Here is a 25,164-nt window from a genome sequence, read left to right as displayed (position 1 = left end):
TGTCGGCCGGTGGTCCCCGGTGGTCCGTCGTGGCCTTCGTACGTTCGCTACGTCCCTTTCGGGCGCTTGGAGCGGCGGTGGGGGACGTGTGCCCGTGCGGTGCGCCAACGGGAGCGGGTCTGTTCGACCACGGAGTCCCACTGACGGCGCACCTCGTTGTCCGAGGGGCGGTGACCGTGCCGGATCCGGGTGAGTTCCTCGCGTACCTCCCGGCCCAGCGCCGCCGACGCGACGATGACCAACATCGCGCCGAAGAGGGCCGAGATCATCGCGAAGACGGCGCCGACCGCTCCGTAGCGTTCGGCGTAGGTGTTGAAGAGGCGCGGCAGATAGACGGTGGCGCCGACCGAGTAGGCCGCCGTCAGGACGGCCGCGGTGACCCCGAAGGGCAACAGATCCGCCCAGCCGATCCGCTGCGCGGACAGGAGCCGGCCGCTCCAGACGAGGAAGGCGCCGGTCAGCGGTAGGTCGAACACCCCGGCCGCCGGGGCCAGCGGGCCCGCGCCCAGGATCGCGTGGATCCACCCGGTGACCGTCGAGTAGACGGCCAGGGCGACGATCCACCACAGGCCGTTGCGGGTGTTGCGCACACTGAGCGGCTTCAGCTGCCAGGTCTGTTCGAACAGCCGCTGCGCGGCGCGCGCGAAGCTCAGCACGGAGATCGTCAGGAACAGGAACCCGAAGACACCGACGCCCGCGCTGTTCTCCTCGGCGGAGGAGAACAGCGCGGTGACCGCGTCGGCGCCCGCGCCGGTGAGACCGTAGCGGCTGATGATGCGCTCGCCGGGGTCGTAGGCCGTGACGTTGTGCAGTACGGCACTGGTGAGGATCGCGAGCGGGATGAGCGCGGTGAGCGCGGTGGAGGCCAGGGCCATCGAACGGTCGAAGCCCACGATCTTCTGGAACCGGTTGATGACACGCAAGGCGAAGGAGGGACGCAGCCAGAACGTCAGGGTCCTGACGGCGCGCTCGCGATTGATCTCCGCTGTCCTGCCCTCCGGGAAGATCGGGACCTTTATGGCGATGCGACCCTAACGGACGGCCGCGCGGGCGATGCGGGACGACACGACACGGGCTGCCGGGGAGGGACTCGACCCGGAGCGGGGCGGGCAGGAGCGGCACGGGGAGGACGGGGACGGGCAGGACGGGGTCGGGCGGGAGGGGACGGGAGGGGATCCGCCGTCACCCCCACGACGGACGGACCGTGATCAGTCGGACGGCTGCCGGGGAGGGTCGCCCGCGTGCGCCCGGGGGTGGCCGTCGAGGTGGACGCCCAGGTGCGGCCGGTGGAGGTGGCGGGCGGCGGTCCGCTCGATCACCAGGATGACCGCGTCGTCGGCGGGGCTGCTTCCGACGTGGTCGAGCAGGTCGCGGTGGATGTGCCGCAGCAGCGCCTCGGGACCGGCCGCGGGCAGGAAGGTCGCGACCCGTTCGACGAGCGGATAGAAGGCCCCGGCCGGTGAGCGGGCTTCGACTACGCCGTCGGTGTAGAGCACCAGCATGTCGCCGGCCTCGACGGTGAAGGAGTCGGCCGGGCGGCCCCGGTCCGGTGCGGGCAGTTCGCCCAGGCCCAGCGGCGGTGCCGGGTGCCGGGCGGGCAGCGCGACGACCTCGTGGCCGCGCACCAGCAGGGGCGGGGGATGGCCGCAGTTGATCATCTCGGCCTGTGGTTCGTGGTCGGGGATGTCGAGCAGGAGCGCGGTGATGAAGTGCTCGCCGAGGTCGTGGTCGCTGTCCACCACGTCCGCCAGATTCCGGTGCACGCTCTCCTCCACGGCCCCGACCAGCTCGGGCAGGGTGGCGTACCGGTGCGCGCCCTCACGGAACGCGCCCAGCACGAGGGAGGCCTCGGCGATGGCCGCCAGGCCCTTGCCCCGGACGTCGCCGATGACCACGCGGGTGGCGGAACAGCCGGAGCGCGCGACCGCGAACAGATCGCCCCCGATCTGGGTCTCGTCCTCGGCGGACAGGTACAGCCAGGCCACGCGCAACGGTCCGACCCGGCGTGGCGGGGGCCGCAGCAGTACGTGCTGTGCCGTCTCGGCCACGGACCGGGCCAGGCTCAGCGCGCGTTCGCGCCGCTCCTGGATATGGCGCAGGAAGACCGTCAGGGCGGAGAGCAGGATCAGCGCGGCGATCTGCGCCATGTGGTTGGCCGTGTTCAGTCCGCCGTGGAACACGGCGATGAGCACCTGGGCCGCCACCGCCAGGAACCCCGCCACGGCGGTCGTGCGCGTCCCGGCCAGGGAGGCGGCGAGAGCGGGCGCGATGACCAGCAGGGGGCCCAGATGGACGTTGGTCGGGACCTGGAGGTCGACCACGCTGATCGCCACGATCAGCACGAAGGGGACCGCCACCAGTCCGCGGCTCAGGGGCTGCTCCAGGAGGCGGTCGACCGATACGCGCCGTACACCCATATGTTCATATTGCGCCATGGGCGGGGGACCCGCCGATCTTGATGCCGGACGCCGCGCCGCTGGTACGGCCGTCCTCGGGTCGGCCCGGTCGAGGCGTCGGGTCGCCTCGGCTTGGTAGGACGGCGCCTCAGGCCGCTCTGGCGACGCGGCTGCGGATCGCCGCGGCCCACTCGACCACCAGCAACTCGTACTCCGCGCGCTCCTGGGCCGACAGGGAGCCGCCCGCGCGCAGCCAGAGCGCCCGGATCTGCTCGTTCACCTCGGCAGCGGACCGCACGGAACCAGGGGTCATGGATTGCGGGGACATGGAGGCAAGCCTAGGGGCAAGCACTGACACTGCGCTACCGGGCCGCTACTCAGACCGTATGTGGTTGGTCACGGTTCCATGATCGTCCGATCACGGAGGGTGGCCCGGCCCGGGAGGGGGCCCACCGTGCGTCCGCGCGGCGGGCGTTGGGGAGAGGCCGGCCCGACCGCCCTGCCCGAGCGGTCGGTTCGCCTCTCCCGGCAGGTCAGCCCGCGGACTCCGCCGCGTGCGGGCTCAGCGCACCCGTCGCCACCAGGACGATGATGACGATGCCCAGCGCGACGCGGTAGTAGACGAACGGCATGAAGCTCTTCGTGGAGATGAACTTCATGAACCAGGCGATGACGGCGTAGCCGGACGCGAACGCGATCACCGTCGCGAACATCGTCGGGCCCCAGGCCACGTGGTCGTTCTCCAGCGCGTCCTTGGTCTCGAAGATCCCGGACGCGAGGACCGCGGGGATGGCGAGGAGGAAGGAGTACCGGGCCGCCGACTCGCGCTTGTAGCCCATGAACAGGCCGCCGCTGATGGTGGCGCCGGAACGGGAGACGCCGGGGATGAGGGCGCAGGCCTGGCAGAGGCCGTAGATCAGGCCGTCCCGGACGCTGAGGTTCTCGAGCGCCTTGCGCTGCTTGGGCGCCCGGTGCCGGCCGCCCTTCTCGTCGCGGGCCGCGAGCCGGTCGGCGATGCCGATGACGACGCCGACGACGACCAGCATGGTCGCCGTGACCCGCAGATCGCGGAACGGTCCCTCGATCTGGTCCTTGAGCGTCAGGCCGAGCACGCCGATCGGGATCGAGCCGACGATCACGAGCCAGCCCATCTTGGCGTCGTGGTCACCGCGCATCGCCTTGTCGAACAGCGAGCGGAACCACGCGGAGATGATCCGCCCGATGTCCTTGCGGAAGTAGATCAGTACGGCGGTCTCCGTGCCGATCTGCGTGATGGCCGTGAACGCGGCCCCCGGGTCCTTCCAGCCCGAGAAGGCCGCCGTCAGCCGCAGGTGCGCGCTGGACGACACGGGAAGGAACTCGGTCAGCCCCTGGACGAGTCCGAGGATGAGTGATTCAAACCAAGACATGAAGTGAGGGAGTCCAAGTGCCGATGGGGAAGGGGCGAGGGGCCGCCGGGTCCGCCGTGCGGTGACACGGACACGCGTTCCGTCGCGCGCGTTGATCACGTGCGCCGTGAGGCAGCGTAGCGTCCCCCGATGACAGGTCCGCCACAGGGGTTTCGAACGCGGTCGGCGCGCGGAGGTCCCGGGGTGTTGACCGGCCGCGGTGGCGCCGCATACGTTGCCCTGCGGGGAAAGCGCTTGCTGCGCACTGTGGCCGTTGTGTTCGCCGTATACGTCGTGTCCGCCGGGCAGGTGGTGGCCGCCGGGTACGCCGTGCTCGCCGTCCTGTTCGCCGCTCCGGAGGAGTGCTGATCACGTCCATGTCCACACCCGCCGCCCGCACCGGGACTTCCCTGCCCCGCTCCGCTCCGCTCACCGGCCGCCGCGTCCGCGCCGCCGTCATCGGCACCGGAGCCATCGCGCGCGGCTCCCATCTGCCCGCGCTGGCCCGCCTCGCCGAGGAGGGGGAGACGGAGGTGGTCGCCGCGGTCGACATCGACGCGGGTGCCGTGCGGGAGTTCTGCGCGGCCGGCGGGATCCCGCACGCCTATGCCGACCTGGACCTGATGCTGCGGGAGCAGCGGCCCGACCTGGTCACCGTCTGCACCCCGCCCGCCCTGCACCGGGAGCACACGGTGGCGGCGCTGCGGGCCGGGGCCTGGGTGTGGTGCGAGAAGCCACCGGTGCCGACGCTCGCCGACTTCGACGCCGTGACGGCTCAGGAGGGCGCCGAGGGCGGCCCGTTCGCCGCCATCGTCTTCCAGCACCGCTTCGGCTCCGGCTCCCGCCATGTCCGTGCGCTGCTCGCCGGGCGGGCCATGGGCCGGCCGCTCGTGGCGCACTGTCAGACCACCTGGTACCGCGACCGCGCCTACTACGCCGTGCCCTGGCGGGGCCGCTGGCTGACCGAGGGCGGCGGCCCCGCGATGGGGCACGGGATCCACCAGATGGATCTGCTGCTCGATCTGCTCGGCCCCTGGGCCGAGGTGCGGGCCATGGCCGGTCGCCTGGTGCACGACGTGGAGACGGAGGACGTCTCGACCGCCCTGGTCCGGTTCGAGAACGGGGCCATGGCGACGATCGTCAACAGCGTCCTCAGCCCGGACGAGGTGAGCCGCGTCCGCATCGACTGCGAGCGCGCCACCGTCGAACTGACCCACCTCTACGGACACCGCAACGCCGACTGGCGCGTCACCCCGGCCCCGCACGTGCCGGCCGAAGAGGCGGCGGTCTGGCGGGACTTCGGCGCGGACGTGCCCAGTTCGCACCTGGAGCAGCTGCGCGAACTGGTGGCGAGCATGCGCGCCGGGCGACGGCCGCGCGGCAGCGGTGCGGAGGGGCGCGCGGCCCTGGAACTGATCAGCGCGCTGTACAAGTCGGCGTTCACGGATGTCACGGTGCGGCGCGGCGAGATCGGACCCGGCGACCCCTTCTACCCGGCCCTGCACGGCGGTGTGCCCGGCTGGGCACCCGGGACCGCCGCCACCGGACCCCACACGAACGAGGAGGTTCCCGCATGAACGAGGAGGTTCCCGCATGACGGACGGACTGCGCGTCGTCCACGCGCACGGCGACCGCGTCACCGTGACCGAACCCACCACCGGTGTCGAGCTGATGGCCTACGTCTACCGGCCGGAGGCGGCCTGGGAGGCGCCCAAACCGTACATCCACCCCCTGCGCACCCTGGCCGGCGACGTCGTCACCGACTACCGGCCCAACGACCACCGCTGGCACAAGGGCCTGTCGCTCACCGCCTCCCATCTGTCCGGGGCGAACCTGTGGGGCGGGAACACCTACGTGCACGGCCAGGGATACCTCCGACTCCCCGAGCGTGTCGGCTCGATGGCCCATGTCGCCTTCGACGAGGTCACCTCCGACGGCGACCGCGTCGTGATCGCGGAGCGGCTCACCTGGCACCCGTACAGCGGAGAGCTGTGGGCCGAGGAACGACGTCGGGTCGAGATCCACGACGTCGACCCGGCCGCCGGTTCCTGGGCGCTGACCTGGACGACCGCCGTGACCAACCGGCGCGACGAGCCGCTGCGGTTCGGCAGTCCGACCACCGCCGGGCGCGAACTGGCCGGCTACACAGGTCTGTTCTGGCGCGGCCCGCGCTCCTTCCGCGGCGGCCACGTCGTCGGACCCGACGGCGAGGGCCAGGAACTCATGGGCACCCAGGCGCCCTGGCTCGCGCTCCGCGGCGAACACGACGGCGCGGACGGCCATGCCACGGTCGTCTTCGCGCACGCCCCGGAGAACGACCACGCCGGCTCGCGCGGCACCCACCCCGCGCACTGGTTCGTGCGCAACGAGCCCTTCGCCGCCGTCGCCCCATCCTGGTCCTTCCACGACGAGCTCGAACTCGCCCCCGGCGACACGCTCACCCGCCGCTACCGCGTCGTGGTCGCCGACGGGGTGTGGGCGCGGAAGGAGATCGCCAACTACCTGGAGACGCACCCGTGGTGAGCCCGGCGCGGTTCGCCGGGCTGCCGGGCGGGATCGGACTGTCGCGGCTGTCGGTGTACGACTGGCCGGCGGCCGACGGCCACTGTGGGGGAACTCCCCATATGCACCTGGCCTGTTCGGAGGCGTACGTCGTCACCGGTGGGAGCGGCGCCGTGCAGACACTCACCGCGTCCGGCTACGCGGTCACGCCGCTGACGCCGGGCACGGTCGCCTGGTTCACGCCCGGCACGATCCACCGGCTGGTCAACGAGGGCGGCCTGCGCATCACCGTCCTGATGCAGAACGGCGGGCTGCCGGAGGCGGGCGACGCGGTGCTCACGCTGCCGCCGTCGCACCTCACCGACCGGCGGACGTACGCCGCCGCGACGACGATCCCGGCCGACGCGCCCGAGGCCGAACGGGAGCGGATCGCCCGGGCCCGGCGCGACCTCGCGCTGGAGGGCTACCGGGCGCTGCGCGCCGCCGAGGGCCCCGAGGCGCTGGCCGCCTTCCACCGGGCCGCCGGCGCGCTGGTGCGTCCCCGGATCGCCGAGTGGCGTGAGCGCTGGCGGCGCGGTGCCGAGGCGGCCGCGGCGGCGACCGGGGAGCAGCTCGACCGCCTCGAACGGGGCGACCTCTCCCACCTCGGCGGGGCCGTCGTACGATCCGAACAGGCCTCGGAACGGGGGAGGTTCGGGATGTGCGGACGGCTCGACGTGTACGAGAGCGGGCAGGGGGACGTGTGAACGGTCCGACGGCCGGTGCGGTGCGCGACCGGACGGACGGCGACCTGGCCCCGTGCGTGCGGATCCTGGCCGAGGTCCATCGGCGGGACGGCTATCCCGTGGACTGGCCCGAGCGGCCCGAGGCGTGGCTGTCCCCGTCGGCTTCCCTCGGGGCCTGGGTGGCCGAACTCGACGGCCGTATCGCCGGCCATGTCGGCCTGGCGCGTGGCGGCATGGGCGATCTCGCCCCCGGACTGTGGGGCGAACGCGCCGGTGCGGACTCGGAGTCGGCCGCCGTCGTCGGGCGGCTGTTCGTCGCGCCGTGGGCGCGGGGGTGCGGCATCGGCGCGCTGCTGATCGACCGTGCCGTAGGGGAGGCCCGCGGACACGGCCTGCACCCGGTGCTGGACGTCGTGGCCTCCGACACCGCCGCGGCCGCGCTCTACGAGCGGCTGGGCTGGGAGCGCATGGCGACGGTGGCGCAACTGTGGGGCCCGACCCGCACGGTGACCGTCCACTGCTACGCGGGCCCCTGAGCACACCTTGAGCGCCGTGCTCCGGCGTGGTCGGGCCCCTGAGCACACCTTGAGCGCCGTGCTCCGGCGTGGTCGGAACCCCTGAACACCGCCCGAGCGCCGCGCGTCGGCCTCCCGGCTTTAGATCCGGTCCGCCTGCCCTGCGGGTCCTGGACGTCGGCCGGGCGGCTCCGGCGTGGTCCGTCTGTCACACCGGGTCTTGCGCGCCGACCGTCTGGCGCGGTCGGTGCGCCCGTTACGCCGGGCCCTGGGCGCGGGGCGCCCGGTTTCGGTGTAGTGCGTCGCCGTACGCGCCCCCGGCAGCCGGGGCGGCTCGGTGCGGTCGGCTCGCCGGTGGGAGCATGCCGCGCCCGTGGTGGAGGGCTCAGGTCGCTGTCGGTCCCGGGACCGTCCGGCCCGGTCCTCGGCGCCCTGGATGGCGCAGGTCACGAGCGCGACGAGAGTTCGCCGCCTCAGTTGTGCTCGATCACTAAGGGGTGATCGTCGTTCGCGCCATGAGGGCCGGGCCTTCCGGCCCCCTTCCGGGTCCGGCGCGCGTGGGCCGGTACTCGCGGCGCCGTGGCTGTTCGCCGTAGGCCCGCTTCGTCTGGGTTCCCGCGCGTCGCGCGGGGCGTCGGCGTCGCGTACCGGCTGGTCAGAGCGGTCGCCGGCCAGGAGCAACACCTCCCGCAGGGTGAGCAGGGAGGTCTCAGCCGGAGGGGAGGGGTTTGATTTTCAAAGCTACGGAGTTATGGTGGGTTCGGATTTCCTACTCACCAGTAATCGCCCTGGTGGCGCCCGGCGGCCAAGGAGGCCCGCACCATGCGTGACGCAGTCATCGTCGAAGCAGTACGCACCCCGATCGGCAAGGGCAAGCCGAACGGCTCCCTCGCGCAGATCCACCCCGTCGAGCTTCTCGCTCACACGCTGCGCACCCTCGTCGAGCGCTCCGGAGTCGACCCGGCGCTCATCGACGACGTCATCGGCGGCACCGTCGACCAGGTCGGCGAACAGGCCATGAACACCACCCGCTACGCGGTCCTGTCGGCCGGCTTCCCGGAGACGGTCCCGGCGACCACCGTCGACCGGCAGTGCGGCTCGTCCCAGCAGGCCGTGCACTTCGCGGCGCAGGGAGTGATGTCGGGCGCGTACGACCTCGTCGTCGCCTGCGGCGTGGAGTCGATGAGCCGGGTGCCGATGTGGTCGAACGTGCCGCCCGGCAAGGACCCCTTCGGCCCCGGCGTCGCCGAGCGCTACCCCGAGGGACTCGTCCCGCAGGGCGTCAGCGCCGAACTCATCGCCGCCAAGTGGTCCCTCACCCGCGACCGTATGGACGACTTCGCCGTCTCCTCGCACCACAAGGCGGCCGCCGCCTGGGACGCGGGCCTCTTCGACGCCGAGGTCGCGCCCCTGCACGGCGTCTCGCGCGACGAGTGCGTACGCCCCGGCAGCACGCCCGAGGTCCTCGCCGGCCTCAAGTCCGCCTACTACGACCCGGGTTTCGCCGAACGCTTCCCGCAGATCGAGTGGAACGTCACCGCGGGCAACGCCAGCCCCGTCAACGACGGCGCCTCGGCCGTGCTCATCACCTCCAGCGAGACCGCGGCCCGCCTGGGTCTGCGCCCGCTGGCCCGGCTGCACAGCTTCGCCGTCACCGGCTCCGACCCGCTGCTGATGCTCACCGGCGTCATCCCGGCGACCGAGAAGGTGCTGCGCAAGGCGTCCCTCACCGTCGACGACATCGACCTGTTCGAGGTCAACGAGGCGTTCTCCAGCGTGGTCCTGGCCTGGCGGCAGGAGACCGGCGCCGACCTCGCCAAGGTCAACGTGCACGGCGGCGCGATCGCGCTCGGCCATCCGCTCGGCGCGAGCGGCACGCGCCTGACCACAACCCTGGTCCACGCGATGCGCGAGCGCGGAGCCCGCTACGCGCTCCAGACCATGTGCGAGGCGGGCGGACTCGCCAACGCCATGATCCTGGAATCGGTGTGACGCTCCGTCAACTCGGACGCAACGTCAGTTCGGGCGCAGGTGGTGGCGCTTGCGCCATGCCACCACCGCGCCCGCCAGCGCCGGTACGGCGATGGCGGCCATCGCGATGAGGAACGCCGGCGAGGTCGGCGACGAGGCTCGCGCACCCGCCACGACGTAGGCGGCGGTGTTCGGGACCGACCCGAGCGCCGTCGCGAGCAGGAACGGCAGCCAGCCCATGCGGGAGACGGCGGCACAGTAGTTCGCCGCCCAGAACGGCACCCCAGGGAACAGCCGGGCCGCCATCATCGAGCGGAAGCCGTGCCGGCTGAGCTGCCCGTCCGCCGCCCTCAGCCAGCGGCCCCGCAGCAGCGGCCGCAGCGCGTCCTGCCCGAGCAGACGGCCCATACCGAAGGCCAGCGCGGCGCCGAGCACGGTACCCGCCAGCGCCGAAGCGGTCCCGAGCCCCGAGCCGAACAGCGCGCCCGCCGCCAGGTTCAGCAGCGGCCGCGGTACGAACGCCACCGTGCACAGGCCGTACGCCACGACGAACACGACGGTCGCCGTGGCGCCGCCCGCCCGCGGCGGCCAGCCGTGCGCGAGCAGCTTCTGCGGTTCGAACAGCAGCACGCAGCAGGCCGCCGCCGCGAGCAGGGCGACGAGCAGCGCGAACCGGGACCAGGGCGAGAGCAGCGCTCTCGTGCAGCGCGCGGCGAAACCGACGGGCGGGGGCGGGGGCACGGCTGCGGCGAGCTCCGTGGCGGCGGCCAGGGGACAGGCCGTTGCGGTGCCCCCAGAGCGGGTGGTGGCATCGAGCATGCCCGTGACAGTAACCGACTTGGGTGTCTGATCGCCGTATGGTTCGTCCCATGACCGTCACAGGTGAGGGCCCGGCGCACGTGCCGGACAGCGTGCTCGCCGACCGCGTGCTCGAACGGCTGACCGTCGTCTACCCGGCCGCCGCGGACGCGGAGCGGGCCGCCGTCATGCGCGCGTACATGAAGGACGTCGCCCCCTTCCTCGGCCTGCCCTCGCCCGAGCGGCGCGTGCTGTCCCGCGCGGTCCTGGAGGGCATGCCCCGTCCCGACGAGGACGACTGCGCGGCGATCGCGCTGCGCTGCTGGCGACTGCCGGAGCGCGAATACCAGTACTTCGCAGTCGACTACCTGCGCCGCCACGCCGGTCGCTGCTCGGCCGGCTTCCTGCCGGTGGCCCGCCACCTGATCACCACGGTCCCCTGGTGGGACACCGTCGACGCGCTCGCCGCGCACGTGGTCGGCGCCCTGGTCGAGGCCGACCCCCGGCTCACGGCGGACATGGACGCCTGGATCACGGACGACGACCTGTGGGTCGCCCGTACCGCCCTCCTGCACCAACTGCGCTACAAGGAGCGCACCGACACCGACCGCCTCTTCGCCTACTGCCTGCGCCAGTCCGGACACCCGGACTTCTTCATCCGCAAGGCCATCGGCTGGTGCCTGCGCGAGTACGCCAAGACCGATCCCGAGGCCGTCCGCGGCTTCCTCGCCCGCGAACGCGGCCGGTTCGCGCCGCTCTCGGTCCGCGAGGCACTGAAGAACATCGCGGCCTGAGGGGCTGCCCGGGCCCGGACCCGGCGGCCGGGAAAACCATTCGACGGCACGTCACGCGTCGGCGATGATCGGCCTCATGTTCCGGTACGCCTTCCTCCTCGCAGCATCCGCGGTCGCGGATGTGCCGAAGGCTGCCGTGCCCGTGGTCCTCGCGACAGCCGACGGCGCCCGAAGCTGACCCTCTCCGGAAATTCCGGCGGACCCCGCAGGGGGAGGGTCGGCCAGTTCCTCGGGGTCCCCGTCCCGCCGCGCTCCGAGCGCCGGGACCGTCACTCGGCTCACTGAGAGACTTCGAGGTTCCGCCATGTCCAAAACGGCGTACGTACGCACCAAACCGCATCTGAACATCGGCACCATGGGGCACGTCGACCACGGCAAGACCACCCTGACCGCCGCCATCACCAAGGTCCTCGCCGACCGCGGGGCGGACGGCTCCACCCGGTACGTACCGTTCGAGCGCATCGACCGGGCGCCGGAGGAGGCCGCGCGCGGCATCACCATCAACATCGCGCACGTCGAGTACGAGACCGACACCCGGCACTACGCCCACGTGGACATGCCGGGCCATGCCGACTACGTCAAGAACATGGTCACCGGGGCCGCGCAGCTCGACGGGGCGATCCTCGTCGTCTCCGCGCTCGACGGGATCATGCCGCAGACCGCCGAGCACGTGCTGCTCGCCCGCCAGGTGGGCGTCGACCACGTGGTCGTCGCGCTGAACAAGGCCGACGTGGCCGACGAGGAACTCGCGGACCTCGTCGAACTGGAGGTCCGCGAACTGCTCACCACGCACGGCTACGGCGGCGAGGCCGCCCCCGTCGTACGCGTCTCCGGGCTGAGGGCGCTGGCCGGCGACCCGCGCTGGACGGCGTCGATCGACGCGCTGCTCGACGCGGTGGACACCTATGTGCCCATGCCGGAGCGGTACGTGGACGCGCCGTTCCTGCTGCCGGTGGAGAACGTGCTCACCATCACCGGCCGGGGCACCGTCGTCACGGGTGCCGTCGAGCGCGGCACGGTCCGCGTCGGCGACCGCGTCGAGGTGCTCGGCGCCGGGGTCGACACCGTCGTCACCGGCGTGGAGACCTTCGGCAGGCCCATGGCGGAGGCCCAGGCCGGCGACAACGTCGCGCTGCTGCTGCGCGGGGTGGCCCGGGACGCGGTCCGCCGGGGGCACGTCGTCGCGGCGCCCGGCAGTGTGGCGCCCCGACGGCGCTTCACGGCGCGGGTGTACGTCCTGTCGGGACGCGAGGGCGGGCGCACCACCCCGGTGTCGACCGGCTACCGCCCGCAGTTCTACATCCGCACCGCGGACGTGGTCGGCGACGTCGACCTCGGCGACACGGCCCTCGCCCGGCCCGGCGACACCGTCACCATGACGGTCGAACTGGGCCGCGAGGTACCGCTGGAGCCGGGGCTCGGCTTCGCGATCCGGGAGGGCGGCCGGACCGTAGGCGCGGGGACGGTGACCGCCGTCGAGTGAGGCGGCGCGCCATCCGGGCGTGGGGACCGCGGGAACGGCTACGGTCGCTCTCGTGGCCCCCGCGCTCCCCGCGCTCCGTCCGGGCACCGCACGCAGGCACAATGGGACGGTGAACGAGCCCATACCCGTCAGCCGAGTCGTCGATCACGGGTTCGCCAAGCTGATGCCCGACGTCGACCGGGAGCGGGCCTGGCTGCTGACCGTCGACGGCGCCCCGCAGTCGTACGTCGACCTGGACGAGCCGACGCACCTGGAGTTCGAGTACGCCCGCAGGCTCGGACACGTCCTGGACACCGTCGCCGAGCCGGGACGCGCGCTGGACGCGCTGCACCTCGGCGGGGGCGCGTTCACCCTGCCCCGGTACCTGGCCGCGACCCGGCCCGGCTCCCGGCAGGACGTCGTCGAGGCCGACCAGGGCCTGCTGAAACTGGTCGTGGAGCAGCTGCCGCTCCCGGCCGACGCCGACATCGCACTGCACGCGGCCGACGCCCGCGGCTGGCTGGAGGGCGCTCCCGACGACTCGGCGGACGTCCTCGTCGCCGACGTCTTCGGCGGCTCGCGCGTCCCCGCGCACCTGACGTCGGTCGGCTACGCGCGCGAGACCGGGCGGGTCCTGCGCGAGGACGGCGTGTATCTGGCCAACCTCGCCGACGCCGCGCCCTTCGCTTTTCTCCGTTCCCAACTGGCCACCTTCGCCACGGTGTTCCCGCAGCTCGCGCTGATCGCCGAACCGGGCGTGCTGCGCGGCCGCCGGTTCGGCAACGCGGTCCTGGTCGCCGCCCGCCGCCCGCTGGACACCGCCGCGCTGACCCGCCTCGTGGCTGCGGACGCCTTCCCGGCGCGGGTCGAACACGGCGCCGCGCTGCGGGACTTCACGGGCGACGCGCGCCCGGTGCGGGACGAGGACGCCGTACCGTCACCCGAGCCCCCCGACGGGGCGTTCGGCATCGGCTGAGCCGTTCTCGGTCTGCGGCTCGCCCGCCGACACCCGCAGGGTCCGCCGCCGCAGATTACGGACGTCCGGTACGAACAGCACCGCTGTGGTGACCACCAGGACCAGCACGGAACAGCCCCACAGCGAGGCGGTCCGCCCGAACGTCTCCTCCGTCGGTCCCGCCAGCGCCGTCGCGAGCGGCAGCAGGGCGACCGAGCCGAACCAGTCGTAGGCCGAGACCCGCGACAGCTTGTGCTCCGGGATCTCCTGGTGGAGCGCGGTCATCCAGGAGACGCCGAACACCTCCAGTGTCACGCCGGTCACGAGCATCACGGCGCACAGGGCCCAGACCGGCACCGGCACGGCCAGCGCGGCGGACGGCAGGGCCAGCGGGAACACGCACAGGGTGCCCGCCAGCAGCAGACGGTGCGGCTTCCAGCGGGTCATGAGCAGCGCGCCCACGACCGTGCCCGCGCCGAAGAAGCCCAGGGCCAGGCCCCAGGGGCCCGGGCCGCCCAGATGGTCCCGGGCGACGAGGGGGCCGTAGACCGCGTCGGCGGCGCCGACGACCGCGTTGGCGATGGAGAACTGCACGACGACGCCCCAGAGCCACGGCCGGCCGATGAACTCCCGCCAGCCCTCGCGGAGATCGGCCAGCAGCCCGCCGCCGGGAGCGCGCGGCGGGATGTGGCTGACGTCGAGGAAGGCACGCATCGCTCCGGCGACCGCGAAGGCGGCCGCGTCGGCGGCGAGCACCCAGCCCGGTCCGGCCACGGCGACCAGCGCGCCGCCCAGGGCGGCGCCGCCCAGCGCCGCGCCCTGCATCGCCATGCGGAACATCGCGAACGCGCGGCCCGCCTGCTCGCCCTCGACGGAGGACAGCAGCATGCCCTCGGCGGCCGGGCTGAAGAACGCCTGGCCGGTGCCGCCGAGCGCGGTCAGCAGCATCATCTGCCACAGCTTCGGCTCGCCGGCCAGGACGAGGACGGCGAAGGCCGCCTGCGAGCAGCAGTTGAGGGCGTTGGCCGCCACCATCACCCGGTGCCGGGGGAGCCGGTCCGCCACCGCGCCGCCGACCAGCAGGAACAGCACCAGCGGCAGGGTGCGGGCGGCGGCCACCAGACCCACGTCGCCGCCGTCGCCGCCGGCTTCCAGCACGGCGAACGCGGCGGCGATCAGCGCGCCCTGGCTGCCGAGGCTCGTGACGAACGCGGAGGCGGTCAGCAGGCTGTAGTTGCGGTCCGCCCAGGCGGGTCTGCGCGGGCGGCGGCGGGAAGCGGCGGTGGGAGTCACCGACCGACTATCCCCGTAGCTACCCCGGGCCGCCAAACCGAGGCCCGTTATCCTCGCTTTCGGACCGGTTCAGGCGTGATGCGGCGTTCGCCCCCCTGTCGCCCGCCCCCCGTCGCCCGCACCCGTCGTCCGCCCCCAGTCGCCCATCACCCGCTGCCCGGCCCGATCAGCCCGCCGTCGGCTCACCCTGCAGCCGTACCGTGCTGAGGATCTTCATGACGGTCGCCTTCGGGACCTCCTTGTCGACGCCCTTGGCGCCGTAGAGGTTCCAGGAGACGAAGTCGTCGGCGGAGTTCTTGAAGCCGAACGTGATCGCCTTTCCGTCGCTCGCGCACTTACCCTTGCGGGGCGTTTTCGTGGACTGCGCCCAGGCGTAACTGCCCTGGATGCCCGAGGCAGTCGTGTAGGGCGTGGCCTTCTTGTCGAAGGTGATCGACTTCTTGTCCGGCTGGGTGTAGCCGCCGTAGACCCACCAGGCGGGGGTGTTCACCGCGACCTCGTCGGAGCTCTTGGCGCCGCCGGCGCCCTTGGTGCCCACCACGGCCAGCGGGGTGTCGTCGGTCCGGCCGTCCTTGTCGTCGTCGGACGTGCACCACTTCGACTGGTACTCGGCCGCGCCGGACATCGTGATGATCGGCTTGCCGTCGTCAGACTTGGTCTCCTCGAAACCGAGGCTCAGGCCGGGGGACTGGACCTCCCAGTCCGCCGGTACGTCGAAGGCGATGCCCCACTTGGGGTTCACGACGACCTTCCAGCCGGCGACCGTCGGCTTCTGGGTCTCGTTGCCGCGCGGGTCGTCGTCCGTGCCGGACGGGCTGGCGGCCGTGTCGCTCGGCTGCGCGGACGCGGACCGGCTCGGCTTCTTGTCCTTGCCGTACACCTCGACGTCGTCCTTGTCCTTGCCCAGGACCAGGTATCCGGTGACGCCCGCCGCCACCACCACGGCCATCGCGGCCAGGATGGCGACCAGCTTGGTCCGGTTGCCACCGCCGCCACCGCCGGGCTGCGGACCGGGGGCCCCGACGGGTGCGGGCGTGCCCCACTGCGGCTGCTGGGCATAGGGGTTGGGCTGCTGGTAGCCGGGATCCTGATACGGATTCGGCTGCTGGTATCCCGGTTGCTGGTACGGGTTGTTCTGCCCCTGCGGGTTCTGCTCGCCCCCGGGCGGCTGCTGTTGTCCTGGCCACATGCCGAGCAACCCTAGTGCCGCCAGGGACACGAATGGGTCACCGCTGTTTGTCAGGGACGTACCGAAGACCGAAGACCGGGCGCGGGATCTGGTCAGCGAAGACTACTCGTGGGTAACATGCTGGACATGAGCGCAGACCAGATGTCGATCGGCGAACTGCTCGCCGCCACGGTGCCCATGGTGCGAACCCTGAACCTGGAGTACCTGGAGACCACCCCGGAGAAGGCCGTCCTGGCCCTCCCGGACCAGAGCGAGTACCGCAACCACGTGGGCGGTCCGCACGCCGGAGCGATGTTCACCCTCGGTGAGTCCGCCAGCGGTGCGATCGTCCTGGCCGCCTTCGGCGACCAGCTCTCCCGCGCCGTGCCGCTGCCGGTCACCGCCGAGATCGCGTTCAAGAAGATCGCGCTCGGCCCGGTGACGGCCACCGCCACGCTCGGCCGCCCGATCGCCGAGGTCGTCGCCGAACTCGACGCGGGCCGGCGCCCGGAGTTCCCCGTCTCGGTCGCCATCCGGCGCGAGGACGGCGCCGTGACCACGGAGATGACGGTCGTCTGGACCCTGCGTCCCAACAACTGAACGGAACGGCCGACGGTACGGAAGAGGGTCCCGCGCGCGGTGTCGTCCGCGCCGGGACCCTCGTCGTGCCGGGAGGGTGGCCGCGGTCGAGGTCGGCGGCCGCACATGAACCCGGATCACCCGGGCGGCCCGAACCTCACGAGGCCGTCGCTCGCGCCGCGGACCGGATGACCGGGTACGGCCTCGCAGGGCTTCGCAAGGCTCTGCGAGGCGAACGTCGGTGCGATCGGCGCCACGCCGACACGTCCGGGTGACCCGGTACGCTTCCTGGCGTGCGCCCTGTGCGGCGCGCGCCGGGAACACAGGGGCTCAGAACGGGAGGAAGCCGCGGTGCACGTCCAGGAATGGCTCGACACGGTGCCCGCGGGTGCCGTCTACGCCGTGGTGGCTCTGGTCATCGGACTGGAGAGCCTGGGCATTCCGCTGCCGGGGGAGATCGTCCTGGTGTCGGCGGCCCTGCTGTCCTCGCAGCACACGGGGGTCAACCCCGTCGTGCTCGGCGCGTGCGCCAGCGCCGGAGCCGTGATCGGCGACTCCATCGGCTACGCCATCGGCCGCAAGGGTGGCCGGCCCCTGCTGGCGTGGCTCGGCAGGAAGTTCCCCAGGCACTTCGGTGAGGGGCACATCGCCACCGCCGAGCGCTCCTTCGAGAAGTGGGGCATGTGGGCCGTGTTCTTCGGCCGCTTCGTCGCCCTGCTGCGTATCTTCGCCGGCCCGCTCGCGGGTGTACTGCGGATGCCGTACTGGAAGTTCCTCATCGCCAACGTGCTCGGCGGCATCGCCTGGGCGGGCGGCACGACCGCGGTCATCTACTACGTCGGTCTGGTCGCCGAGGACTGGCTGAAGCGGTTCTCGTACCTGGGGCTGGTGCTGGCCGCGCTCATCGGGGTCACCTCGATGCTGGTGCTCAAGCGCAGGGCGAAGAAGGCGATGGCGGAGAAGGAGGCGGCCGAACGGGAAACCGTCCCGGCCACCGACTAGGGCCAAGGCAGGCCAGGGCCAGGGCCGAGGGCAGGACCCGTCCGGCCGAGCGATGCGCGGGAACATCGACGCGCGGGAACATCCGATGTGCGGGAACATCGATGCGCGGGAACGCCGCGCCGGCTGGCCGCGCACGCAGACTTCGCGGGAAAGCGCGGTGGCCGACCGCCCGGTCCCCACATAGCGCCCGGCCCTCGCGCACCGGACCGGCCCCGGGCAACCGGTCCGGTCCCGGTGCCGCCGGGGCTCAGCCCTCCCGGATCTCGTCCGCCCGCGTCTCGTCCTCGTGCACCCCGCGGTGCGCCTTGGCCAGTTCCGCGTACATCGTGCCGTTCAGGGTGACGCCCTGGCGTTCCTCCTCGGTCAGCTCCCGCCGGATCTTCGCGGGTACGCCCGCGACCAGGGAACCCGGCGGTACCCGCATGCCCTGCGGCACCAGGGCCTGGGCGGCGACCAGGGAACCCGCGCCGATCACCGCCCCGTTGAGCACCGTGGCGCCCATGCCGACCAGGCAGTCGTCGCCGACCGTCGCCCCGTGCACGACGGCGTTGTGCCCGATGGACACGCGCTCGCCCACGGTCACGGGGAAGCCGGGGTCGGCGTGCAGGGTGCAGTTGTCCTGGACGTTGCTGCTCGCTCCCACCGAGATCCGCTCGACGTCACCGCGCAGCACCGCCCCGTACCAGACGCTCGCCCCCGCCCCCAGCGTCACCTCGCCGATCACCGTCGCGGTGGGAGCCACGAAGGCCTCCGGGTCCACCTTCGGTTCTCTGCCGCCGATGCCCGTGATCAGCGCGCTGTGCGTCATCACCGTCTCCTCGTGTCCGGGGTACACCGGCACCGTACGTCACCCGGTGGGGTGAAGATCACAGGGCTCCGGTCGTATGGGCGGACCATGTGCCGACTACGGTGAGCGGGTGCCGAAGCGCAAGAACACGTTCTCATCCTGGCGCCGCCGTCTCGCGCAGCAGGCCGTCCACGCGGGCTGGGCGTGGGCGCAGCGCACGGGTTCCGTCAGCGCGGAGCACCCCGGGCGTTTCCGCTTCGGCTCGATCGGGCCGGCGACCAGACTCGCCTTCCCGCTCGGCACCGTATTCGGCGAGGCCTGGATCCATCTCGGCTCGCACTGCATCGTCGGCGAGCAGGTCACGCTCACCGCGGGCCTGATGCCCGACCTCGACCTGGGCCCGGACCCGATCCTGCGTATCGGTGACGGGGTCGTGCTCGGCCGCGGCAGCCATGTCATCGCGGACACGACGGTCACCATCGGCAGCGACTGCTACTTCGGTCCGTACGTCTACGTCACCTCCACCAACCACTCCTACGACGACCCGCACGAGCCCATCGGCAAGCAGTGGCCGCGGATGGAGCCGGTGGAGATCGGTTCCGGCTGCTGGATCGGCACCGGGGCGGTGATCCTGCCGGGCGCCCGGATCGGCCGGAACGTCGTGGTGGCCGCGGGCGCGGTCGTGCGGGGTGTCGTGCCCGACCACGCCGTGGTGGCCGGGGCGCCCGCCCGGGTCGTACGGCGCTGGACGCCCGCCGAGGGCTGGCAGCCGCCCCTGCGCACCCCGGCGCCGGTGCCGATCCCGGACGGCGTCACCTCCGAGCAGTTGGTCGCGCTGTCGGGCCTCGACGAGGAGACGGTGGCACAGCTGGCCCGGCTGGAGCAGTGAGGCCGGCCGCGCCGGACCGGGGTCAGCCGGTCGCCAGCAGCAGGGTGCCGACCAGGGCCAGACCGGCGCCCGCCGCCTGGATCGTCCGCAGCCGTTCGCTGAGGAACCCGCGCGCGGCCAACGCGGTCACCACGGGGTAGAGCGAGGCGAGCACGGCGGCCACCGTGACCGGGCCGTGCTGGGCGGCGACCGAGTACGTGCCGTTGGCCGCCACATCGGCGAGGCCCACGAAGGCGAGCGCCGGGAGCGAGGACCAGGGCAGGCCGCCCGTCGGCAGGGCGGGGGAGCCCCGGCGCACGGCGGCGTACAGCGCGGCGCCGCCCACCGTCACGTTCGTCAGGCGCTGCACGAAGAGGGCCAGGAAGAGCCCGGTGACCGTGGTCGACGCCTCGGCGATCAGCGTGACGACCGTGCCGAAGCCGAGCGCGGCGACCAGCGCGAGCAGGAGCGCCCGACGCTGCACGACCGCGCCCCGCACCCGTGGGCCGCAGGCGAGCACGACCCCCGTGACGGCGACCGCGATGCCCGCGACCTGGACCAGCCCGGGGCGTTCGCCGAGGAAGAGGCCCACGCCGACGGGGACGGCGACGCTCAGGGTGGCCAGTGGGGAGACGACCCCCATCGGGCCCAGGGCGAGCGCCTGGTAGAAGGAGAACAGCGCGAGCGGGCCAACGAGTCCGGCGGCGCACGCGAACCACAGCCGCGGTCCGGCCTCGCTCCAGCCGCCGGTGGCGACCACGATCGCGCCGAGCACGACCGCGGCGATGCCCTGGGAGACCACGACCACCGTCAGCGCCGGGACGCGCCGCGTCAGCACCCCGCCGCCGAAGTCGGCCAGGCCCCACAGCAGGCTGGTGGCCAGGGCGAAGAATGCGGTCACGGGGACGCCTCGCAGTACAGTTCGATGAACACTCCGGTGCACCCCACGGTAGTTCAACGTAATGCACTCTGTCATCTAGAATATTGAACTCCGGATGTTTCAGGCATCCGGACATCCCGGATATTGGACGGAAAGTGTCGGACCTCGACCTGCTGACCCAGTCCCTGGCGCGCAACGTCAAGCGCTGGCGCACCGAGCGTGGCTTCACCCTGGACGCGCTCGCCGCCCGCGCCGGCGTCAGCCGCGGCATGCTCATCCAGATCGAGCAGGCCCGAACCAACCCCAGCATCGGCACGATCGTGAAGATCGGCGACGCCCTCGGCATCAGCATCACCACCCTGCTCGACTACGAACAGGGCCCGACGGTCCGTATCGTCCCCGCCGAGCAGGCCGTTCGGCTGTGGCACACGGACGCGGGCAGCTACAACCGTCTCCTCGCGGGCACCGAGGCCCCCGGCCCGCTGGAGATCTGGGACTGGCTGCTGATGCCCGGCGACGACAGCGCCTCCGACCCGCATCCCACCGGCACCGTCGAACTCGTCCACGTCACGGCGGGCGAACTGACCCTCACCGTGGACGGCGTGGAGTACCGCGTCCCGGCGGGCGCGAGCGCGTCCTTCGAGGCCAACACCGCGCACATGTACGGCAACCAGGGCGAGGTCCCGATGGAGATGGTGATGGCGGTCTCCGTGCCGCCCATGCGCTGAGACGCCCCGGGGGCGGCCGCCGCACTGCTGTTACCGTGCGGCCATGCGCGCACCCATCGGAGACTTCGACCACGCCACCCCCGTCCCGGACTGCCTCGACGAGCTCACGCGCCCGGTCGCCGACGCCCTGCGCCAGTGGACCGGCGGCGTCCCCGCCAGGGAGATCCTCTACGTCGAGACCGACCCGCGCTGGGCCGACACCGCCGTCTTCGTGGAGCACTACGGCCGGGACCTGCTGGAGCGGTCCGCGAACTGCGTGGTCGTGGCCGGCAAGCGCGGCGGCGAGTCCACCCTGGCCGCCTGCGTGGCCCTGTCCACCACCCGCGTCGACGTCAACGGCGCCGTACGCCGTCAACTCGGCTCTCGCAAGGCCTCGTTCGCGCCGATGGACCTGGCGACGGGGGAGACCGGCATGGAGTACGGCGGGATCACCCCCATCGGGCTGCCCCACGCCTGGCCGGTGCTGGTGGACTCGGCCGTGGTCGACCTGCCGTACGTCCTGGTCGGCAGCGGACGGCGGCGCGGCAAACTGCTGCTGCCCGGGAAGGCGTTCGCGCAACTGCCGGGCGCCGTCGTGCTGGAGGGACTGGGCGTGGCCTGAGGTCACCCGGGCGTATGGTGGGCCAGCGCCAGGTGCGGGTCGGCCTCGCCCGCGACCACCGCCGGATCCGCGTGCACGAGGGCCGCGGTGAGCCGTGGGACGGCGTGCAGCAGGGCGTGTTCGGCGTCGACGGCGATCGCGTGGGCCTGCCGTACCGTCGCCTCGCCGTTCACCACGACCGCCACCTCGGCGCGCAGCCGGTGCCCGATCCAGCGCAGTCGCAGCTCGCCGACCTCGCGCACCCCCTCGACGTCCGCCAATGCCCGTTCCGCGCGGTCCACCAGCTCCGGGTCCACCGCGTCCAGCACCCGCCGGAACACCTCGCGCGCCGCGTCCCGCAGGACCAGCGCGATCGCCGCGGTGATCGCCAACCCGACGACCGGGTCCGCCAGTTGCCAGCCGAGGGCCGAGCCGCCGGCGCCCACGAGCACCGCCAGCGAGGTGAATCCGTCGGTGCGGGCGTGGAGTCCGTCCGCGACCAGCGCGGCCGAGCCGATCGACCGGCCGACGCGGATCCGGTGGCGGGCCACCCACTCGTTGCCGGCGAAGCCGGCGAGAGCGGCCACCGCGACGGCCGGGACGTGATCGACGGGCCGAGGGGACAGCAGCCGCTCGATGGCCGTCCACCCGGCGAAGGCCGCGGACGCGGCGATCGTCAGCACGATCACGAGTCCGGCCAGATCCTCGGCGCGGCCGTAGCCGTAGGTGAAGCGCCGCGTCGCCGCGCGCCGGCCGAGCACGAAGGCGATGCCCAGCGGTACGGCGGTCAGCGCGTCCGCCGCGTTGTGCACCGTGTCGCCGAGCAACGCCACCGACCCGGACACGGCCACGACGGCCGCCTGCCCCAGCGCCGTCGCCCCGAGCACCGCCAGCGAGACCCACAGTGCGCGCATGCCGCGGGCCGAGGACTCCAGTGCCGCATCGACCTTGGCGGCGCTCTCGTGGGAGTGCGGGGTGAGGAGATGGCCGAGGCGGTGGCGGAGGCCCGGAGCGGGACGGGGGTGCGGGTGTCCGGGCTCATGGCTGTGGTGGTGCCCGTGTCCGTGCCCTGACTCGCGTCCGTGATCGTGTACGCGGCCCTGCTCGTGGCGGTGGCGGTGGCCGTGGTCGGGTGTGTGCCCGTGATCGTGCTCGGGCTCGCGGTCCTGCTCGTGTCCGTGATCGTGACGGTGCCGGTGGCTCACGGGGATCCCCTTCCGGTGCGCGGGAGCGGAGGCGCGTCGGTGCGCAGGCGCGGGAGTGGTCGCGCGGGAGTGGACGCGCACCGCCCACAGCGCCATTATGTGCGTATGAGCGCACGCATGCACCTATCACCTGCGCATCATGCGCACCCGCGCACCCCGGGCGAGGAGCAGTTCGCGCTCGCCGCCGAACTGCTCGCCCTGCTCGGCGACCGCACCCGCCTCACGCTGCTGCACGCACTGTCGGCGGGAGAGGCCGACGTCTCCACCCTCACGGAGGCGTGCGGGGCGGCCCGGCCGGCCGTGAGCCAGCATCTGGCGCGGCTGCGCCTGGCCGGCCTGGTGAGCACCCGCAAGGAGGGCCGCCGGGTGATCTACGCACTGCGCGACGGCCATCTGCGCCGCCTGGTGGACGAAGCGCTGAGCGTGGCCGACCACCGGCTCGGCGACCGGCCCGTGCACGACTGACCGGCGCCCGGCCACCGATCAGCCGACTGTCACCCGGGCCAGGTCCGAGTACACCTAGTGCCGCAACAGGCAACGTTCGCCCCGTCGCGACGCCCTGCACGCACTCCCGCCGCACCGGCCGAAAGCCCGAGTACGCCCAGTACGAGGACTTCCGGCCGGCACGCCGGGAGCACGCACCGGACGCCGCTCCTTCACGGGCAAACGTTGCCTGCCGCGGCACTAGCGCAGCGCCGGGATCTCGATCGCCGGGCAGCGGTCCATCACCATGTCCAGGCCCGCCGCGCGGGCGCGGTCGTACGCCTCCTCGTCGACGACGCCGAGCTGGAACCAGACCGCCCGCGCGCCCTTGGCCACCGCGTCGTCGACGACGGCCCCGGCGAGGTCGCTGTTGACGAAGACATCGACGACGTCCACCGCGAAAGGGATGTCCGCGAGGGACGCGTAGCCCCGCTCGCCGTGCACGGTCTCCGCCTTGGGGTGGACCGGGACGACCCGCTTGCCGAAGCGCTGGAGCACCTCGGCGACGCCGTACGCGGCGCGGCTCCGGTTCGACGACAGGCCGACCACGGCCCAGGTGTCACCGAGCTCGGTGAGGATCTTGCGGATCGTTGCCTCGTCGCCGTACACCGATGGCCTCCACGGAAGAGAGCGGGGAAGAACTGTCGTGCGGGACAACAGCGCGGGGCGCGGCGGGATTCCGGGCCGGCCCGCCCTACTCCCGTTCCCGGCGCCGTGTCCTGATTCCACGCGGCCTGCCTGCGCTTCGGCGTCCGCGCGCCTACGCTCAGCCCGTGCTCCGCATCATCGACGCCCGTACCGGCGAATCCGTCGACGCCGCTCCCGCCCGCCGAGGCCTGACCCGTGTCGAGGCGCACGTGCCGGGGTTCGACCCCACGGCCCTGCGCGTGCTGCTCGTCACCGACCTGCTCGTGCGCGCCCTGGAACTCGGCGGTACGCCGGTCTGGGCGCTGCTGAGCACGCCGCGCGACCTGTCCGAACTGCGCGCGAGCGCCGCCGTCCTCGGCGTCCGGCCCTTCGAGGACGGGCAGGACACCGGGCCGGGACTGGGTGAGGCCCAGGTCCTGCACGTGACCGGCGAGGGCGGCGCCGTGCCCGACGGGGTCCGGGTCGAGGTCGCGGCCGTCCACCACGCGCAGCCGGTGCTGCCGGAGGGCAGGGACCCCGCCGTTCTGCGGCTGGCCCTCCTCGGCCCGCCGCGGAGCGCGCCCGTGGACCTCGGCCCGGCCGTCCTGGCGGACGCCGAGCGCACCCTCGGGCGCTGGCGCCGCGCGGTCGCCACCTGGGCCCACCGGCCGTCCCGTCCGGTCCCGGACGAGGTGCGCGCACGGCTCCGCGGCGCCTGGGAGGACGACCTGGACGTGCCCGAGGTGCTGCGCGTGCTGCACGAGGTGGAGGAGGCCGGACCGGACCTGCCGGACGGCGCCCGCTTCGAGACGTACGCCTACGCCGACCGCCTCCTCGGCCTCGAACTCACCCGCGACCTGGGAGCCCTCGCGTGAACGGTGTGATTCCGCGGGCCGGAGGGGGACCACTGCGCCGCCTCATCGTGCTGCGGCACGCCAAGTCCGCCTGGCCGGAGGGCGTTCCCGACCACCGGCGGCCTCTCGCGCCACGTGGCCGCCGGGACGCCCCGGCGGCGGGCCGCGCGCTCGCCGAGGCCGACTCCCTGCCCGACCTCGCCCTGTGCTCGCCCGCGCTGCGCGCCCGCCAGACCTGGGACCTGGCCGCCGCCGAGTGGGGCACGCCGCCGCCGGTGCGCTACGAGCCGCGGCTGTACGAGGCCGACGCGGCGGAGTTGCTGGACGTGGTGCGCGAGACGCCTCCCGAGGTGGAGACGCTGCTGCTGGTCGGTCACAACCCCGGCCTGGAGGACCTGGTCCTCGAACTGGCCGACGACGGCCTCGACGGCGCGCTGGACGAGGTCCGGGTGAAGTTCCCGACCGCGGCGATCGCGGTCCTCGCCTGGCACGGCCACACCTGGCACGCGCTCGCCCCGGCCACGGCCCTGCTGACCTCCATGACCGTGCCGCGGGGGAGCAAGGGGGAGCAGGGCGGAGGAACGGGGTGGGGGGAGGCGTGAGG

The 25,164-nt window shown here is 73.1% G+C and carries 27 protein-coding genes; 16 read left to right on the top strand and 11 right to left on the bottom strand.

All coding sequences use genetic code 11. The features are described 5' to 3' along the window. Nucleotides 1–47: 47 nt before the first annotated feature. The 4 genes from ACWCQK_RS24245 to ACWCQK_RS24230 form a co-directional block, all read right to left on the bottom strand. Complete coding sequence (locus tag ACWCQK_RS24245; RefSeq protein ID WP_451158145.1) at nucleotides 48–923, bottom strand: hypothetical protein; 876 nt, start codon at nucleotides 921–923, stop codon at nucleotides 48–50. A gap of 285 nt (nucleotides 924–1,208) precedes the next feature. Further along, nucleotides 1,209–2,417, bottom strand: coding sequence for a PP2C family protein-serine/threonine phosphatase (locus tag ACWCQK_RS24240; RefSeq protein WP_451158143.1), 1,209 nt, complete (start codon nucleotides 2,415–2,417; stop codon nucleotides 1,209–1,211). A 127-nt stretch (nucleotides 2,418–2,544) separates the two neighbouring features. After that, the gene (locus ACWCQK_RS24235) at nucleotides 2,545–2,724 is read right to left on the bottom strand and encodes a hypothetical protein (protein WP_451158141.1); all 180 of its coding nucleotides are present in this window, start codon (nucleotides 2,722–2,724) and stop codon (nucleotides 2,545–2,547) included. 205 nt (nucleotides 2,725–2,929) lie between these two features. Further along, on the bottom strand, nucleotides 2,930–3,805 hold the full coding sequence (locus ACWCQK_RS24230) for an undecaprenyl-diphosphate phosphatase (RefSeq protein ID WP_451158139.1): 876 nt from the start codon (nucleotides 3,803–3,805) through the stop codon (nucleotides 2,930–2,932). Nucleotides 3,806–4,161: 356 nt separating this feature from the next. On the opposite strand from ACWCQK_RS24230, the gene ACWCQK_RS24225 reads away from it, so the two are divergent. The 5 genes from ACWCQK_RS24225 (at nucleotide 4,162) to ACWCQK_RS24205 (ending at nucleotide 9,518) form a co-directional block, all read left to right on the top strand. After that, complete coding sequence (locus tag ACWCQK_RS24225; RefSeq protein WP_451158137.1) at nucleotides 4,162–5,361, top strand: Gfo/Idh/MocA family protein; 1,200 nt, start codon at nucleotides 4,162–4,164, stop codon at nucleotides 5,359–5,361. A 16-nt stretch (nucleotides 5,362–5,377) separates the two neighbouring features. After that, complete coding sequence (locus ACWCQK_RS24220) at nucleotides 5,378–6,307, top strand: DUF6807 domain-containing protein (protein ID WP_451158135.1); 930 nt, start codon at nucleotides 5,378–5,380, stop codon at nucleotides 6,305–6,307. Next, on the top strand, nucleotides 6,301–7,032 hold the full coding sequence (locus ACWCQK_RS24215; RefSeq protein WP_451158133.1) for a cupin domain-containing protein: 732 nt from the start codon (nucleotides 6,301–6,303) through the stop codon (nucleotides 7,030–7,032). The genes ACWCQK_RS24220 and ACWCQK_RS24215 overlap by 7 nt, the downstream gene beginning before the upstream one ends. Then, nucleotides 7,029–7,547 (top strand): GNAT family N-acetyltransferase, encoded by a 519-nt coding sequence (locus ACWCQK_RS24210; RefSeq protein WP_451158131.1) that lies wholly within the window; start codon nucleotides 7,029–7,031, stop codon nucleotides 7,545–7,547. The genes ACWCQK_RS24215 and ACWCQK_RS24210 overlap by 4 nt, the downstream gene beginning before the upstream one ends. 801 nt (nucleotides 7,548–8,348) lie before the next feature. Then, nucleotides 8,349–9,518, top strand: coding sequence for a thiolase family protein (locus ACWCQK_RS24205; protein WP_451158129.1), 1,170 nt, complete (start codon nucleotides 8,349–8,351; stop codon nucleotides 9,516–9,518). Between the two features lie 24 nt (nucleotides 9,519–9,542). On the opposite strand, the gene ACWCQK_RS24200 is transcribed toward ACWCQK_RS24205, so the two are convergent. Continuing rightward, entirely contained in the window at nucleotides 9,543–10,316 is a 774-nt protein-coding gene (locus tag ACWCQK_RS24200; protein WP_451158127.1) for a TVP38/TMEM64 family protein, read from the bottom strand. Nucleotides 10,317–10,366: 50 nt separating this feature from the next. Here ACWCQK_RS24200 and ACWCQK_RS24195 point away from each other — a divergent pair, with 50 nt between their 5' ends. The 3 genes from ACWCQK_RS24195 to ACWCQK_RS24185 all read left to right on the top strand — a co-directional run bounded on the left by ACWCQK_RS24195 (nucleotide 10,367) and on the right by ACWCQK_RS24185 (nucleotide 13,527). Then, the gene (locus ACWCQK_RS24195) at nucleotides 10,367–11,089 is read left to right on the top strand and encodes a DNA alkylation repair protein (protein ID WP_451158125.1); all 723 of its coding nucleotides are present in this window, start codon (nucleotides 10,367–10,369) and stop codon (nucleotides 11,087–11,089) included. A gap of 304 nt (nucleotides 11,090–11,393) precedes the next feature. After that, nucleotides 11,394–12,572, top strand: a complete 1,179-nt coding sequence (gene tuf / locus ACWCQK_RS24190; RefSeq protein WP_451158123.1) for an elongation factor Tu — start codon at nucleotides 11,394–11,396, stop codon at nucleotides 12,570–12,572. Between the two features lie 109 nt (nucleotides 12,573–12,681). Further along, nucleotides 12,682–13,527: a spermidine synthase gene (locus tag ACWCQK_RS24185; protein ID WP_451158122.1), complete on the top strand. Its 846-nt coding sequence runs from the start codon at nucleotides 12,682–12,684 to the stop codon at nucleotides 13,525–13,527. On the opposite strand, the gene ACWCQK_RS24180 is transcribed toward ACWCQK_RS24185, so the two are convergent. Further along, nucleotides 13,489–14,799: an MFS transporter gene (locus ACWCQK_RS24180; RefSeq protein ID WP_451158120.1), complete on the bottom strand. Its 1,311-nt coding sequence runs from the start codon at nucleotides 14,797–14,799 to the stop codon at nucleotides 13,489–13,491. The genes ACWCQK_RS24185 and ACWCQK_RS24180 overlap by 39 nt on opposite strands. A gap of 166 nt (nucleotides 14,800–14,965) precedes the next feature. After that, nucleotides 14,966–15,988, bottom strand: coding sequence for a hypothetical protein (locus ACWCQK_RS24175; protein ID WP_451158118.1), 1,023 nt, complete (start codon nucleotides 15,986–15,988; stop codon nucleotides 14,966–14,968). Nucleotides 15,989–16,129: 141 nt separating this feature from the next. Here ACWCQK_RS24175 and ACWCQK_RS24170 point away from each other — a divergent pair, with 141 nt between their 5' ends. Both ACWCQK_RS24170 and ACWCQK_RS24165 read left to right on the top strand, forming a co-directional pair. Continuing rightward, nucleotides 16,130–16,567: a DUF4442 domain-containing protein gene (locus ACWCQK_RS24170; RefSeq protein ID WP_451158233.1), complete on the top strand. Its 438-nt coding sequence runs from the start codon at nucleotides 16,130–16,132 to the stop codon at nucleotides 16,565–16,567. A 330-nt stretch (nucleotides 16,568–16,897) separates the two neighbouring features. Continuing rightward, nucleotides 16,898–17,548 carry a DedA family protein gene (locus ACWCQK_RS24165; protein WP_451158116.1) on the top strand — a complete coding sequence of 217 codons (651 nt, stop codon included), beginning with the start codon at nucleotides 16,898–16,900 and terminating at the stop codon, nucleotides 17,546–17,548. Between the two features lie 247 nt (nucleotides 17,549–17,795). On the opposite strand, the gene ACWCQK_RS24160 is transcribed toward ACWCQK_RS24165, so the two are convergent. Beyond that, the gene (locus ACWCQK_RS24160) at nucleotides 17,796–18,356 is read right to left on the bottom strand and encodes a gamma carbonic anhydrase family protein (RefSeq protein ID WP_451158114.1); all 561 of its coding nucleotides are present in this window, start codon (nucleotides 18,354–18,356) and stop codon (nucleotides 17,796–17,798) included. A gap of 109 nt (nucleotides 18,357–18,465) precedes the next feature. On the opposite strand from ACWCQK_RS24160, the gene ACWCQK_RS24155 reads away from it, so the two are divergent. Next, on the top strand, nucleotides 18,466–19,224 hold the full coding sequence (locus tag ACWCQK_RS24155; RefSeq protein ID WP_451158112.1) for an acyltransferase: 759 nt from the start codon (nucleotides 18,466–18,468) through the stop codon (nucleotides 19,222–19,224). A gap of 22 nt (nucleotides 19,225–19,246) precedes the next feature. On the opposite strand, the gene ACWCQK_RS24150 is transcribed toward ACWCQK_RS24155, so the two are convergent. Beyond that, nucleotides 19,247–20,104 (bottom strand): EamA family transporter, encoded by an 858-nt coding sequence (locus ACWCQK_RS24150; RefSeq protein WP_451158110.1) that lies wholly within the window; start codon nucleotides 20,102–20,104, stop codon nucleotides 19,247–19,249. A gap of 134 nt (nucleotides 20,105–20,238) precedes the next feature. Here ACWCQK_RS24150 and ACWCQK_RS24145 point away from each other — a divergent pair, with 134 nt between their 5' ends. Both ACWCQK_RS24145 and ACWCQK_RS24140 read left to right on the top strand, forming a co-directional pair. Continuing rightward, on the top strand, nucleotides 20,239–20,811 hold the full coding sequence (locus ACWCQK_RS24145; RefSeq protein WP_451158108.1) for a helix-turn-helix domain-containing protein: 573 nt from the start codon (nucleotides 20,239–20,241) through the stop codon (nucleotides 20,809–20,811). 43 nt (nucleotides 20,812–20,854) lie between these two features. After that, nucleotides 20,855–21,412 (top strand): YbaK/EbsC family protein, encoded by a 558-nt coding sequence (locus tag ACWCQK_RS24140; protein WP_451158106.1) that lies wholly within the window; start codon nucleotides 20,855–20,857, stop codon nucleotides 21,410–21,412. Between the two features lie 2 nt (nucleotides 21,413–21,414). Here the strand turns inward: ACWCQK_RS24140 and ACWCQK_RS24135 are convergent, their stop codons facing one another. Next, nucleotides 21,415–22,719, bottom strand: a complete 1,305-nt coding sequence (locus ACWCQK_RS24135; protein ID WP_451158104.1) for a cation diffusion facilitator family transporter — start codon at nucleotides 22,717–22,719, stop codon at nucleotides 21,415–21,417. On the opposite strand from ACWCQK_RS24135, the gene ACWCQK_RS24130 reads away from it, so the two are divergent. Then, nucleotides 22,702–23,061, top strand: coding sequence for an ArsR/SmtB family transcription factor (locus ACWCQK_RS24130; protein WP_385773277.1), 360 nt, complete (start codon nucleotides 22,702–22,704; stop codon nucleotides 23,059–23,061). The two genes, ACWCQK_RS24135 and ACWCQK_RS24130, sit on opposite strands and share 18 nt — an antisense overlap. Nucleotides 23,062–23,280: 219 nt before the next feature. Here ACWCQK_RS24130 and ACWCQK_RS24125 read toward each other — a convergent pair whose 3' ends face one another. Further along, a complete protein-coding gene (locus tag ACWCQK_RS24125) occupies nucleotides 23,281–23,688 on the bottom strand; it encodes a CoA-binding protein (RefSeq protein WP_451158101.1) in 408 nt (135 codons plus the stop codon). Nucleotides 23,689–23,852: 164 nt separating this feature from the next. Between ACWCQK_RS24125 and ACWCQK_RS24120 the strand changes: the two genes are divergently transcribed. Together ACWCQK_RS24120 and ACWCQK_RS24115 are read left to right on the top strand one after the other, a co-directional pair. After that, nucleotides 23,853–24,581 carry a hypothetical protein gene (locus ACWCQK_RS24120; protein ID WP_451158099.1) on the top strand — a complete coding sequence of 243 codons (729 nt, stop codon included), beginning with the start codon at nucleotides 23,853–23,855 and terminating at the stop codon, nucleotides 24,579–24,581. A gap of 5 nt (nucleotides 24,582–24,586) precedes the next feature. Then, nucleotides 24,587–25,162 carry a SixA phosphatase family protein gene (locus tag ACWCQK_RS24115; protein WP_451158231.1) on the top strand — a complete coding sequence of 192 codons (576 nt, stop codon included), beginning with the start codon at nucleotides 24,587–24,589 and terminating at the stop codon, nucleotides 25,160–25,162. The last annotated feature ends 2 nt before the right edge of the window (nucleotides 25,163–25,164 follow it).

It is taken from the genome of Streptomyces sp. NPDC002306 (genome assembly GCF_053593435.1).
This window is presented reverse-complemented; position numbering and strand designations above follow the sequence as displayed.